Origin of the sequence: Rhizobium quercicola, assembly GCF_021168455.1 — a bacterium.
GTDB classification, from domain to species: domain Bacteria; phylum Pseudomonadota; class Alphaproteobacteria; order Rhizobiales; family Rhizobiaceae; genus Ferranicluibacter; species Ferranicluibacter quercicola.
Map to the genome: position 1 here is coordinate 207,428 of NZ_JAJOZR010000003.1, position 13,243 is coordinate 220,670.

10 protein-coding genes and 1 tRNA gene are annotated in these 13,243 nt (G+C 66.3%); 6 read left to right on the forward strand and 5 right to left on the reverse strand.

What is annotated here, in order from left to right:
• Nucleotides 1-193: 193 nt before the first annotated feature.
• Both LRX75_RS06135 and LRX75_RS06140 read left to right on the forward strand, forming a co-directional pair.
• Nucleotides 194-1,426 (forward strand): ROK family transcriptional regulator, encoded by a 1,233-nt coding sequence (locus LRX75_RS06135; RefSeq protein ID WP_231812756.1) that lies wholly within the window; start codon nucleotides 194-196, stop codon nucleotides 1,424-1,426.
• Nucleotides 1,426-1,860, forward strand: a complete 435-nt coding sequence (locus LRX75_RS06140) for an RbsD/FucU family protein (protein WP_231812758.1) — start codon at nucleotides 1,426-1,428, stop codon at nucleotides 1,858-1,860. The genes LRX75_RS06135 and LRX75_RS06140 overlap by 1 nt, the downstream gene beginning before the upstream one ends.
• A gap of 78 nt (nucleotides 1,861-1,938) precedes the next feature.
• Here the strand turns inward: LRX75_RS06140 and LRX75_RS06145 are convergent, their stop codons facing one another.
• A complete protein-coding gene (locus tag LRX75_RS06145; protein WP_231812760.1) occupies nucleotides 1,939-2,322 on the reverse strand; it encodes a DoxX family protein in 384 nt (127 codons plus the stop codon).
• A 153-nt stretch (nucleotides 2,323-2,475) separates the two neighbouring features.
• Nucleotides 2,476-3,510 carry a proline racemase family protein gene (locus LRX75_RS06150; protein ID WP_231812762.1) on the reverse strand — a complete coding sequence of 345 codons (1,035 nt, stop codon included), beginning with the start codon at nucleotides 3,508-3,510 and terminating at the stop codon, nucleotides 2,476-2,478.
• Nucleotides 3,511-3,681: 171 nt separating this feature from the next.
• Between LRX75_RS06150 and LRX75_RS06155 the strand changes: the two genes are divergently transcribed.
• The 4 genes from LRX75_RS06155 to LRX75_RS06170 all read left to right on the forward strand — a co-directional run bounded on the left by LRX75_RS06155 (nucleotide 3,682) and on the right by LRX75_RS06170 (nucleotide 9,145).
• Nucleotides 3,682-3,996, forward strand: coding sequence for a YkgJ family cysteine cluster protein (locus LRX75_RS06155; protein ID WP_231812763.1), 315 nt, complete (start codon nucleotides 3,682-3,684; stop codon nucleotides 3,994-3,996).
• A gap of 182 nt (nucleotides 3,997-4,178) precedes the next feature.
• Nucleotides 4,179-7,874 carry a trifunctional transcriptional regulator/proline dehydrogenase/L-glutamate gamma-semialdehyde dehydrogenase gene (putA, locus tag LRX75_RS06160; protein WP_231812765.1) on the forward strand — a complete coding sequence of 1,232 codons (3,696 nt, stop codon included), beginning with the start codon at nucleotides 4,179-4,181 and terminating at the stop codon, nucleotides 7,872-7,874.
• A gap of 104 nt (nucleotides 7,875-7,978) precedes the next feature.
• Nucleotides 7,979-8,584, forward strand: a complete 606-nt coding sequence (locus LRX75_RS06165) for an IMPACT family protein (RefSeq protein WP_231812767.1) — start codon at nucleotides 7,979-7,981, stop codon at nucleotides 8,582-8,584.
• A gap of 75 nt (nucleotides 8,585-8,659) precedes the next feature.
• Entirely contained in the window at nucleotides 8,660-9,145 is a 486-nt protein-coding gene (locus LRX75_RS06170; protein ID WP_231812769.1) for a DUF1810 domain-containing protein, read from the forward strand.
• Between the two features lie 97 nt (nucleotides 9,146-9,242).
• Here LRX75_RS06170 and LRX75_RS06175 read toward each other — a convergent pair.
• The 3 genes from LRX75_RS06175 to LRX75_RS06185 form a co-directional block, all read right to left on the reverse strand.
• Nucleotides 9,243-9,319: transfer RNA gene (locus tag LRX75_RS06175), tRNA-Arg, on the reverse strand.
• Between the two features lie 161 nt (nucleotides 9,320-9,480).
• On the reverse strand, nucleotides 9,481-10,962 hold the full coding sequence (locus tag LRX75_RS06180; protein WP_113149285.1) for a sensor histidine kinase: 1,482 nt from the start codon (nucleotides 10,960-10,962) through the stop codon (nucleotides 9,481-9,483).
• A gap of 119 nt (nucleotides 10,963-11,081) precedes the next feature.
• On the reverse strand, nucleotides 11,082-13,190 hold the full coding sequence (locus LRX75_RS06185; RefSeq protein ID WP_231812770.1) for a methyl-accepting chemotaxis protein: 2,109 nt from the start codon (nucleotides 13,188-13,190) through the stop codon (nucleotides 11,082-11,084).
• Between the last annotated feature and the right edge of the window lie 53 nt (nucleotides 13,191-13,243).

Genomic DNA, 13,243 nt, shown 5'->3' on the forward strand with positions numbered 1-13,243 from the left:
GTCCTCCGCAATGAAACCGCGCTTCCGTTAGCGAGGAAACACTAAACGTTTTTGCCTGTCAATAACTAAATCAAATTGATTTATTAAAAACCTGTGGCATTCTCTGCCTGTCGATTGTGCAGCCGCATGCCTAACATGCAGAGAAAAAGCGCAGGGACGGTTCCGGCATCGCGCCGGAACGGGAGGACTTGGAATGACGGACTTTACCGACCCGGAGACGCTGCCTGTCATGCCCGACGTCGTGGATCCAGCGGGCGGGGCAAACCAGACGCGCGTGCGCGCGCACAACGAGCGCCTCGTCATGTCGCTCGTGCGCCGCCACGACGGCCTGTCGAAGGCGGATATCGCGCGCCGGTCTGGTCTTTCGGCGCAGACCGTGTCGGTGATCATGCGCGCGCTGGAGAAGGACGGGCTTCTCGTTCGCGGCGCGCCGACGCGCGGGCGCGTCGGCCAGCCATCGGTGCCGATGCATCTCAATCCGTCGGCGGTCTACTCCTTCGGCGTCAAGATCGGTCGCCGCAGCGCCGACCTCATCCTGATGGACTTCGTCGGCACGATCCGCCTCAATCTGCACCAGCCCTACCCCTACCCCATGCCCGACGACATTCTCGCCTTCATCACCGAGGGGGTGGCGAAGCTGGAGCGGATGCTGAGCGCCGACGAACGCTCGCGCATTGCCGGCATCGGCATCGCCACGCCGTTCGAGCTGTGGAACTGGGCGCCCGAGGTCGGCGCGCCGAGCGAGGCCATGGAACACTGGCGGCATTTCGACCTGCAGGCCGCGGTCTCGGCGCGCACGTCCTACCCGGTCTATCTGCAGAACGACGCGACGAGCGCCTGCGGCGCGGAGCTCGTGTTCGGCGTAGGAGCGAATTATCCGGATTTCATCTATTTCTACATCGGCTCCTTCATCGGCGGCGGCATCGTGCTGAATTCCGCGCTGTTTTCCGGCCGCACGGGCACAGCGGGGGCGCTCGGCCCCCTGCAGGTGCCGGGACCGGACGGGCGCACGCAGCCGCTTCTCAAGGTGGCGTCGATCTTCGTGCTGGAAAACATGCTGCGGGACCGCGGCATCGATGCGCGGCCGCTCTGGTACACCGCCGAGGAGTGGATCGATTTCGGCGAAGCCCTGGAGGACTGGATCGTGCAGACGGCCGAGGCACTTGCCCGCGCCATCATCTCCGCCGCCTCGATCATCGATTTTGCCGCGGCCGTCATCGATGGCGGCTTTCCCGGCTGGGTGCGCGCGCGCATCGTCGCCGCCACGCGCACGGCCGTCCAGGACCTCGACCTGCAGGGCGTCATCGTGCCCGATATCATCGAGGGTGCCGTCGGCTCGGAGGCGCGCGCCATCGGCGGGGCGAGCCTGCCGCTCTTCTCGCGCTATCTTCTCGACACCAATGTCCTCTTCAAGGAACCTGCCTGATGCTGAAAGGTCTTTCGCCCCTCCTGAGCCCCGACCTGCTCGCAACGCTCCGTGCCATGGGCCATGGCGACGAGATTGCCATCGTCGATGGCAATTACCCGGCGCTCGAACATGCGCGCCGCCTGATCCGTCTCGATGGCCATGGCGTGGTGCCGGTGGTCGATGCCATCCTCAGCGTCATGCCGATCGACGATTTCGTGGAGGAGGCGATCTTTCGCGCGACGGTGAAGCAGAACCGGGATCTTCTTGATCCCGTCCACGCGGAACTGATCGCCTGCTGCGCGCGGCACGAGCCGGACAGAGCCGTGGTGCCGCTGCTCGGGCCCGATTTCTATCCGCGGGTGAAGGCGGCGCATACGGTGGTGCAGACCAGCGAGCCACGCCTCTATGGCAACATGATCCTGCGCAAGGGCGTCATCTACCCCGCAGCGTGATGCGCCATCCAGAAACGCAAAACCCGCCGGACGTCGATCCGGCGGGTTTTTTTTGAAGCGAGAGAGAGAGAGAGCCGATTAGGCGCGGCGTGCGTCCACCGAAAGGGCGCCGGGGCCGAAGGCTGCGAGCACGAGGAAGCCGCCCGCCATCGCGAAGTTCTTCTGGAAATTGATCATCTGGTTCATGTCGGCAAAGTTGAAATGCGCGATGAACGCCGTGGCAATGCAGAAGGCGGCGAGAACATAGGCCGTCGGGCGCGTGAAGAAGCCGACGAGAATGAAGATGCCGCCGACGAGCTCGACCAGCGATACGACGACCGCGGTGACCATCGGCACCGGCAGGCCCGTGCCGGCGAAGTAGCCGGCGGTGCCGGAGAGGTTGGTGATCTTGCCGTAACCGGCGAGGATGAAGATGATGGAGAGAAGAATGCGTCCGACGAGGACGATGGCACTGGTGGACATAGGGCAGGCTCCGTTGAGGGCGACGATGGTACAGCTTTAGCAGCCCTGCATGACGAATATAGCCCGTTGCACGACGACACATCGTTCACAACAGTTGAACGATCCCGGCGGATCGTCAACGCCGCTACCGGCCCGCCCCAGAGATCGATCGGCCTACCGGATCTCGCCCGCCTGCGGACCCCAGGTATCGGTCAGCGCGAACCCATCGGCCAGCGGGTCGAACGGATCGAGGGCGACCTGATGGAGGCCGAACGTCCAGCCCCGGCCGGAGATGGTGGGAATGATGGCCGGGCGACCGGCGACCTCGGTGACGCTTTCGAGCCCGACCTCGAACTCCGAACCGATGATCGAGCGGGACTTGAACACATCACCGGGTTTGGCGAGACCGCGGGCATGCAGCGTGGCCAGGTTGGCGGAGCTGCCGGTGCCGCAGGGAGACCGATCGACCCGGCCGGGCCACATCGTCGTGCAGGTGCGCACCGTGCCGTCGGCCTCCGTGCTGCGGAACATGACATAGGCGACACCGGAAATTTCCGGGATTTCGGGATGGACGGTCGGGATGGTGCGGTTGACGATATCCTTGATGATCATGCCGGCCTCTACGATCGCGCGGGCATTGGCCTTCTCGATCGTCGTGCCGATCTGGTGCACGTCCACCAGCGCATAGAAGATGCCGCCATAGCAGAGATCGACCTTGATCGTGCCCCATTGCGGCGTTTCCACCTCCACATCCAGCGCCTGGACGAAGGACGGGGTCATCGTCAGCTTGACGCGCTCGCAACGGCCGTCGCGGCAGGTCGCCGTCGCCTTGACGAGGCCGGCGGCGGTATCGAGCACGACGACCGTTTCCGGCTCCTTCATCTCGACGATGCCGGATTCGAGCAGGGCCGTGGTGACGCAGATGGAATTGGAGCCGGACATGGCATGCGCCTGATCGGCTTGGAGGATGATGAAGCCGGCATCGGCTTCCGGGCGCTTGGCCGGCACCAGCAGATTGACCGAGCCGATGGAGGCCGCGCGCGGCTCCAGGCAGAGGAACCGGCGAAGGCTGTCATCCACCGTATTGATGTGGTGAAGCTGCTCGGCAATCGTGTTGCCCGGAATTTTCGGCACGCCGCCGATGGCGACCTTGCCAATTTCGCCCTCGCAATGAACATCCAGCAGCTGGATCGTGCGCTTCCATCTCATCGGTCGAACTCCTCTTATGCCGTTGCGCCGCACCGGCTGGCGACAAAATGTGTACAATGGCATTTACGCCTGTTCGCAGCGTTTGCCTAGGGACCTCGTTCGATCCTCCCGGTGTTTGCGACACCTGCGACCGGCATGGCGCGACATGGCTTTGCGTGATAGGTTTCGCCCATGATACCTGCCGTCCCCACAGATGATTTCGACTGCCAGAGCTGTGGCGCCTGCTGCGCCTATTCCGCCGACTGGCCGCGCTTTTCGATGGAGAGCGAGGAGGATCTGGCACGGATCCCCGAAGCGATGGTGTCCGCCGATCTGGGTGGCATGCGATGCGAGAACGACCGGTGCGTGGCATTGTCCGGCGTGCTGGGGCAGCATGTCGGCTGCGGCATCTACGCTGTCAGGCCGATCGTCTGTCGCACCTGCATGCCGGGCGACGACGAATGCCTGACGGCCCGGCAGGCCTTGTCGGTACACGTCCTGCTCTAGCCGATCCGACGGGGCATCGTTGGATGCACCGCATGAAACGCGGCATCGAGCGTGTCCAGGCGTGAATCGTAAGGCGTTTCGTTGATTTTTCCGGATGGAGATGCGGCGCGCTTGGCCGTATCCTGCGCATCGTGTCCGACACGAAGCATCCCCCCTCTTTGCGCACCTGAAAAGGCCTCCCGATGAGCCAGACGTCGCTGAAGTCCACTCCCGACACGATGCCGCTGCCCTTCGAGGCCTTTGCCCCGCCGCTCGCCGCCCCGACACCGCTTCGGACTGCGGTCACGCGCGCTTATCGCCAGCCGGAGGCAGCCTGCGTCGCCGCTCTTCTCGAACAGGCGACGCTGCCGGAGGACGTCCGGACACAGGCCGCAACGACGGCGCGCGGGCTCATCACCGCGCTGCGCGCTAAGCACAAGGGCTCGGGCGTCGAGGGTCTGGTGCATGAGTACTCGCTGTCGAGCCAGGAGGGCGTGGCGCTGATGTGCCTTGCCGAGGCCCTGCTGCGCATTCCCGATACCGCGACGCGCGACGCGCTGATCCGCGACAAGATCGCCACCGGCGACTGGCGCTCGCATGTCGGCGGCGGACGCTCGCTCTTCGTCAACGCCGCGACCTGGGGCCTCGTCGTCACCGGCAAGTTGACCGCGACCGTCAATGACCGCGGGCTTTCGGCAGCGCTCACACGCCTGATCGCGCGGGCCGGCGAGCCGGTCATCCGCCGCGGCGTCGATATGGCCATGCGGATGATGGGCGAGCAGTTCGTCACCGGCGAAACCATCGAGGAAGCGCTGAAGCGTGCCCGCCCGCTGGAAGCCCGCGGGTTTCGCTATTCCTACGATATGCTCGGCGAGGCCGCCACGACGGCCGCCGATGCCACGCGCTATTACGCCGACTACGAAAACGCCATCCATGCCATCGGCAAGGCCGCGGCCGGCCGGGGGATCTATGAGGGTCCCGGCATTTCCATCAAGCTCTCGGCGCTGCATCCCCGTTATGTCAGGGCGCAGGCGGCGCGCGTCATGCGCGAGCTTCTGCCGCGCGTGAAGGCGCTGGCGCTGATCGCCAAGAGCTACGATATCGGGCTCAACATCGACGCCGAGGAGGCCGACCGGCTGGAACTGTCGCTCGATCTCCTCGAGGCCCTGCGGCTCGATCCGGATCTGGCCGGCTGGCACGGCGTCGGCTTCGTCGTTCAGGCCTATGGCAAGCGCTGCCCCATGGTGCTCGATGTCGTCATCGATCTTGCCCGCCGCTCCGGCCACCGCATGATGGTGCGCCTCGTCAAGGGCGCCTACTGGGATGCCGAGATCAAGCGGGCGCAGGTGGACGGGCTCGAAGACTTCCCGGTCTTCACGCGCAAGATCCACACCGACGTGTCCTACATCGCTTGCGCCCGCAAGCTGCTGGCGGCCAAGGATGTCATCTTCCCGCAGTTCGCCACGCACAATGCGCAAAGCCTCGCCACCATCCACGCGATGGCCGGCCCGGATTTCACCGTCGGCGACTACGAATTCCAGTGCCTGCACGGCATGGGCGAGCCGCTATACGACGAGGTCGTCGGTGCAGACAAACTGAACCGGCCCTGCCGCATCTATGCGCCCGTGGGCACGCATGAGACGCTGCTCGCCTATCTCGTGCGCCGTCTGCTGGAGAATGGCGCCAACTCGTCCTTCGTCAACCGCATCGCCGATCCCACTGTCTCCGTGGACGACCTGATCGCCGACCCGGTGGCGAGCGTGCGCGGCATGCCCTCCCCCGGCGCCCCCCACGACAAGATCCGCCTGCCCGCAGCGCTCTATCCCGGCCGCAGCAATTCGGCGGGCCTCGACCTCTCCTCGGAAACGACGCTCTCGATGCTGTCGGAAAGCTTTTCCAAGGGGGCGACCGCCGACTGGACCGCTGCCCCCATGCTCGCGGGCGACCTGCCGGCCGGGCCCTCGCGGCCTGTCGAGAATCCCGGCGACCGGCGCGACCGCGTCGGCACCGTGCGCGAGGCGTCGGACGCCGATGGCGTGCGGGCCGTGGCGCTCGCCGCCGAGGCCAGCGCCCGGTGGAGCGCGACGGCGCCGGCCGAGCGTGCCGCCTGCCTGTCGCGAGCCGCCGACCTGATGCAGGCGCGCATGCCGGACCTGCTCGGGCTCATCATCCGCGAGGCCGGCAAATCGGTGGCCAACGCGATTGCCGAGGTGCGCGAGGCGATCGACTTCCTGCGCTATTATGCGGAGCAGGCCGGCCGGACGCTCGGGCCCGCGCATGGCGCCCTCGGGCCGATCGTCTGCATCAGCCCGTGGAACTTCCCGCTCGCCATCTTCACCGGGCAGATCGCCGCCGCGCTTGTCGCGGCAAATCCGGTGCTCGCCAAGCCGGCCGAGGAAACGCCGCTGATCGCCGCCGAAGGCGTGCGCCTGCTGCATGAGGCCGGCATCCCCCGGGACGTGCTGCAATTCCTGCCCGGCGACGGGCGCGTGGGTGCGGCTCTCGTCGGGGCGCATGGCGTTGCCGGCGTGATGTTCACCGGTTCGACCGACGTGGCACGGCTCATCCAAGCCCAGCTGGCCGGGCGGCTCTCGCCCGAGGGCAAGCCGATCCCGCTGATTGCCGAAACGGGCGGACAGAACGCCATGATCGTCGACAGCTCGGCGCTCGCCGAACAGGTGGTGGCCGACGTCATCGCTTCCGCCTTCGACAGCGCCGGACAGCGCTGCTCGGCGCTGCGCGTCCTCTGCCTGCAGACGGATGTGGCCGACCGCGTGCTGACCATGCTGAAAGGCGCCCTGCACGAACTCGACATCGGCCGCACCGACCGGCTGTCCGTCGATGTCGGGCCGGTGATTTCGGCCGAGGCGAAGGACACAATCGACCGCCACATCGCCGCCATGCGCGGCATCGGCGCGCGCGTCGAGCAGATCGCCATGCCGGAGGCCACGGCGCACGGCACGTTCGTCGCGCCCACCATCATCGAGATCACCAAGCTTTCGGACCTTGCCCGCGAGGTGTTCGGCCCCGTGCTGCATGTGCTGCGCTACGAGCGGGACGATCTCGACCGGCTCATCGACGACATCAACGCCACCGGCTACGGCCTGACCTTCGGCCTGCACACGCGCCTCGACGAGACCATCGCGCATGTCACCAGCCGGGTGAAGGCCGGCAATCTCTACGTCAACCGCAACATCATCGGTGCGGTCGTCGGCGTGCAGCCCTTTGGCGGACGCGGGCTTTCGGGCACGGGGCCGAAAGCCGGCGGTCCGCTCTATCTCGGCCGCCTCGTCCGTGTCGCCCCGGTTCCGCCGCAGGTCAGCTCCGTCCACACCGATCCGGCGCTGCACGATTTCGCCAAATGGCTCGATGGCCGCGGCCTGAAGACGCAGGCATCTGCGACCCGCGACACCGGCAGCCAGTCGCCGCTCGGCCTCGTCAGCGAGATGCCGGGGCCCGTCGGCGAGCGCAATCTCTACGCGCTGCATCCGCGCGGCCAGATCCTTCTGGTGCCGCAGACGATGGAGGGCCTGATCCGGCAGATGTCCGCCGTGCTCGCGACCGGCAACACGGCCGTTATCGATTCCGCCTCAGGGCTCGAGAGTGAGCTCGCCGCGCTGCCGACCAGCGTTGCGGCGCGTCTGTCCTTTGCCAGCGACTGGGCGTCCAGCGGTCCGTTCTCCGGCGCTTTGATCGAAGGCGATACAGACCGGGTGAAGGCGGCCAGCCAGACCATCGCCGGCCTGCCGGGCCCGCTCGTCCTCGTGCAGGCGGCAACGACCGAAGACCTTGCGACCAACCCGGACGCCTACGGCCTCAACTGGCTGCTGGAAGAGGTTTCGACCAGCGTCAACACGGCTGCAGCCGGCGGCAATGCGAGCCTGATGTCGATCGGCTGACGCGTGGCGTCTTCGTGAGCCGGGACGACTTCGCGTCGTTCCGGCTCTTGAAACGCGCCTCGATGCGGGATTTCAACGATCCGGAATTTGCCGTATGAGACGGCATGCTCACGCTTGCCCGCCCGCACAGTTTTCCCCAGGAGATCCGGAAGAGCCGGTTTCTGGCGCATTGCGCGCCGGTGACCGACGAGGCGGAGGCGCGCGCCTTTCTCGCCGCCCACGCGGATCCGACGGCCACGCACAATTGCTGGGCTTGGCGGGTCGGGCAGACCTATCGCTTCAGCGACGACGGCGAGCCGGGCGGCACGGCCGGCAAACCTATCCTGCAGGCGATCGACGGGCAAGGGCTCGATCATGTCGGCGTCCTCGTCATCCGCTGGTTCGGCGGCATCCTGCTCGGCAGCGGCGGGCTGATGCGGGCCTATGGCGGCACGGCGGCCATGGCACTGCACGGCGCGGAGCGCATCGAGCATATCGCGATGGCGCGCGGCACCGTGCGTGTCGCATTCGCCGATCTGGCACTGCTGCGAGCGCGCCTCGCGGGCCTTGGTGCCCTCGTCGTCGAGGAGGCCTTCATCGACACGGGCGCCGATCTCACGATCGATGTGCCGGAAGGCTTGCGCGATCCGGCGCGGCTGCTGGCCAGCGATGTGACCAGCGGACGCTCCATGCTGCGGTTCGAGGGCGACCTTCCGGCTTCATTTCCATAGAGCCTGCGCAGCTGGAACGCGCCGAACAAACAGGGCGCGAGTTGGTTTGGCCTACCTGACATTCAGGAGACGGCCATGAAAGACACCTTCCACCTCACCCGGTTTATCGACGCGCAGTCGCGTGTCTATTCGCAGGCGCTGGGCGAGCTGACGGCCGGGGAAAAGCGGACGCACTGGATGTGGTTCGTCTTTCCGCAGATCGAGGGCCTGGGGTCATCGCCCACCGCCCGACACTTCGCGATCTCCGGACTGACGGAAGCGCAGGCCTATCTCCGGCACCCGCTTCTCGGAAAAAGGCTGCTCGCGTGCACGACGACGGTGAACGGACTGGACGATGCACTGACGGCCCGCGCAATCTTCTCCAGCCCCGACGACCTGAAGTTCCGCTCGTCCATGACGCTCTTCGCGCATGCAGCCACCCACTCGGGAAGCGACGCCATACCGTTCCAGACGGCCTTGAAGCGCTATTTCGGCGGCAAGCCGGATCTTCGCACCCTCGACCTGCTCAAGCCTGCCCTTGCCCGTCCCGCAGCCCTGCAGGCCGCGACAGGCGGGCGATGAAGACGCAGGAGGAAGAGACCGGACGACAGCGTCGGACATCTCTGCGGCAAGGGACAGAAAAGCTTCTGTATCGTCATGTTTTACAAGGGAAGAGAAATGGCGCACCCGGAACGATTCGAACGTCCGACCCTCAGATTCGTAGTCTGATGCTCTATCCAGCTGAGCTACGGGTGCGTGCAACAGCGTCTGCTGTGTGCGTGGCGATCCTCTAAAGCCTGGGAGAAATGAATGCAAGCCAAATTCGGGAAATTTCCTGATTTTTGCGACTTGGATTTTCTATCTCTCTGAATCGATTGTTATTTTCCATGACGAAGAGATGACGTCGATTTTTGGGTTCAGGTTCGTCCCTGCGTCCGGAACGCGTCGAGCGGGACCGGACGGTCGGGCAGTTCGATGCGGAAGAGCGTGCCGGGCGTCGCCTTCTCCACCAGCGCGATGGTGCCGCCATGGGCGAGCACCAGTTCGCGGGCGATCGCCAGGCCGAGGCCGGTGCCGCCCGAGCGGGCGGAGCCGCGGAAGGCGGCAAACAGGTTCTCCCGCGCCTTGCGCGGCATGCCGGGGCCGGTATCGTCGACGGTGATGCTGACGACGCTGCCGGTGCGCATGGCGGAGACCGTCACGTTGCGCGCGGGGTTGCCGGGATCGTTCTCGTTCATCAGCGCCTGTACGGCGTTACGGCAGATGTTGTGCACCACGCGGAACAGCTGCTCGCCATCCGCATCGACCTCCAGATCGTCGGGCACCGCAATGACGAAGCCGATGCCGGACTTCGGATCGATCGCCAGCACGTCGCCCACATCCTCCACCACCGGTCGCAGGGCGATGAAGCGGCGGCGCGGCTCCGGCTCGGTCGTGCGGCCATATTCCAGCACCTCGCTGGTATAGCCGACCGCACGGTCGATGGTGCGCAGCAAAGTCGGCGCGAATCGCTTGACCACGGGGTCGTCCACATCGGCCAGGCGGTCGGAGAGCAGCTGCGCGGACGACAGGATGTTGCGCATATCGTGGTTGATCTTGGACACGGCGAGACCGAGATCGGCAAGGTTCTTTTGCTGCTTCAGGGTCTTTTGCAGCTGGGTCTGCATGGCAGCAAGGTGCCGGCCGGCCATGGCGAGCTCGTCGTGACCCGGCAGAGGATCCATCACGCGGCGGGGATCGGCCGGGTCGGCGGCAAAATCCCGCATGCTCGCCGTCATGCGGCGGATGGGGGCGATCATCACGCGGTTGATGACGAGAAAGATCAGGGTGGCGGTGAACAGCGAAATGCCGATGGAGACGAGGAAGACCGAGCGGGCGTAGACGAGCATCGCCTTGCGGAGGCTGCGTTCGTCCATCACCAGCTCGATCAGCGTATCGCTCTCGCCGATCGGCCCGTAGAAGCGGATGGTGCGATCGCCGCCGAAGAGCAGCGTGTCGAAGGCATCGCGAATGGCACCGGCCGCGCCCGTATTGGCAACGTCGAACTTGGCATCCACTTCGGGCGGCATCTCGGTGGCGGCGATCAGGCGTGATTCCTCGGCGCGGCGAAGGGCGATCGCCTTCGTTCCCGTCGCCATCAGCGTATCCTCCCGCACCGGGCCGGAGAGCTGCATGTTCTGGAGGCCATCCACCACGACGGCGGCGGCGGCGGCGGTATTCAGCCTGTCCTGCATCCAGCGCAGCCGCATATTGGCGACCGACGGCACGAAGATCAGGATTTCGGCGATCATGACGAATAGGATCGTCAGCAGCAGGAGCTTGCCGGAAAGGCCGCGCAGGAACCCCGAGCGCAGCTGCGGCTCGTCCAGAGCCGTCTCGTTCATGGCGTCCATCGACATTCAGCGTTCCCATGGCGCCGACCTGCCGGACACAACCGGCCGTTCACCGGCGCATGCCGCCAATTATAGGTCACACCTGCCGAATGTCCAAGCCGGGGCCCGGAGGCTCCAGGGTCGCCTCAGAACTCCTCCCAATTGTCCTGCGAGGCGGCGGGCGCCGGTGTCGCGTGGGTGGCCGGACCGGCGGAGAAGGCGCGGGCGACGGAGCCCATCATCTTGCGGGCCGGCGAGGCGACGGGACGGGCCGCGGCCGAGACGGGTCTGGGTGCGCCTGCACGCGGCGCCGGCGCTTTCGCAGACGTCGGGCGGACCGGGAGGACGGTGGCGCCGGGGCGCGTGTTCGACGTGGCATAGGTCGCGGCGGGCTTGGCCTGATCCAGCCGGAAATGGCCGATCATCTGGGCCAGGTTTTCCGCTTCCGTGGAAAGCCGGTGGGTGGCGGCATTCGCCTCTTCCACCATGGCGGCGTTCTGCTGCGTCACCTTGTCCATCTGGTTGACGGCCGTGGACACCTCGCCGAGACCGGTGGCCTGCTCGCGCGCCGCCGTGGCGATCGAGTGGATGTGATCGGTGATCGAGAGGACCCGGCTTTCGATTTCGCCGAGCACCTGCCCGGTTTCCTGCACGAGCTGCACGCCGGTGGAGACTTCGGCGCCGGACTTGGCGATAAGCACCTTGATGTCCTTGGCGGCGCGCGCCGCGCGCTGGGCGAGTTCGCGCACTTCCTGGGCAACGACCGCAAAGCCTTTGCCCGCCTCGCCCGCACGTGCGGCCTCGACGCCGGCGTTCAGAGCGAGAAGGTTGGTCTGGAAAGCGATCTCGTCGATGACGTTGGTGATCTTGCCGATTTCGCTCGAGGCCTGCTCGATGCGGCCCATGGCATCGACCGCGCTGCGCACGACGGTGCCGGACTGGGCGGCCGCTTCCTTGGCCTGCGTCACGATGACGGTGGCCTCCTGGGCACGCTCCGTCGATGTCTGGACGGCAACCGTGATCTGGCCGAGCGAGGCGGAGGTCTGCTCGAGAGACGCGGCCTGCTGTTCCGTGCGCTTGGCGAGATCATCCGTGGCGGAGCGCAGTTCGCTGGAATTGCCCGTGATCTCGAGCGTCGTCGAGCGGACCTCGCCGAGCGTCTTCTGAAGGACCGAAAGCGTCTCGTTCACATTGCGCTGAAGGTCGGCGAAGGCCCCCTGGAACGTGCCCGTCATCGGCTGCGTCAGGTCGCCCTGGGCAAGGCTCGCAATGACGCGGCCGGTCTCCCCGATGCCGCGATCGACGCCGGCGACGAGTTCGTTGACGTTTCCGGCGAAGCGATCGAGGCTCGGTTCGCCATAGGTCCGGGTGATGCGGCGGGAGAAATCGCCGGCGGCGGCCGCTTCCACGACATGTGCCATGCTGACCTGCAGGTCGTCGGTCTTTTCGCGCAGAACGCCGTCCTCGCTGCTCGTCCGACGGGCCGTCAGGCCATTGCTTCTGAAGATCTCGACGGCGCGCGCCATCTCGCCGATCTCGTCGGAGCGCTTGGCCTGGGGAAGTTCGACGTCGAGATCGCCACCGGCCAGCGCCGTCATCGAGCGGGTCAGATCGGAGATCGGACGGCTGAGTTCGCGGCGGGCGATGGACACGGCCACCAGCAGGCCCGCGGCAAGGCCGACGAGCGCGGTCGCGGCGATCATGATGGTCATCTGCGATCCGATGCCGTCGATTTCCGTCTGGATCGCCGCGAGATCGGCCTTGTCCTTGGTGACGACAGCGTCGATCTCGGCCTGGAAGGCCTTGCGGTTGGCGCGGTTCTGGTCGGTATTGCCCTGCTCATTGGCCGCCTGCACCGAGACGGAGCGGGCCAGGCGGGCGGTTTCCGTGCGGAAGGTGCGGAACTCGGCGGCACGGGCGACGACAGCGTCGAACGCCGGCAGATCCGCCTGCGGCACCAGCGGGCGCCATTCGGCGGTGAGCGCATCGATCTTGTCGAGGGTCTTGAGCAGCCCGTCGGCGAAGGGCTCGGCCTTTTCCGGCGTGGGCGCGGCGTAGATGCCGCGGGCATCCATGACGACGGCGGTCACGAGGCGGTTGAGCTTCTCCCCGTTATAGGCACGCTCGGACGCGCCCTCGTAGGCGGCGAGCCGGCTGTCGTAGCGGGCGACGACGGCGAACGCCATCCCGGCCACGACGAGCGTGACCACGCTCATGACGATGACGATCAACGAAATCTTACCGCGTATGCGCATGGCCCGCGTTCCCTCCAACGGCTTTCCCCCGCAGGAGATTTTCCCCGCCTCCC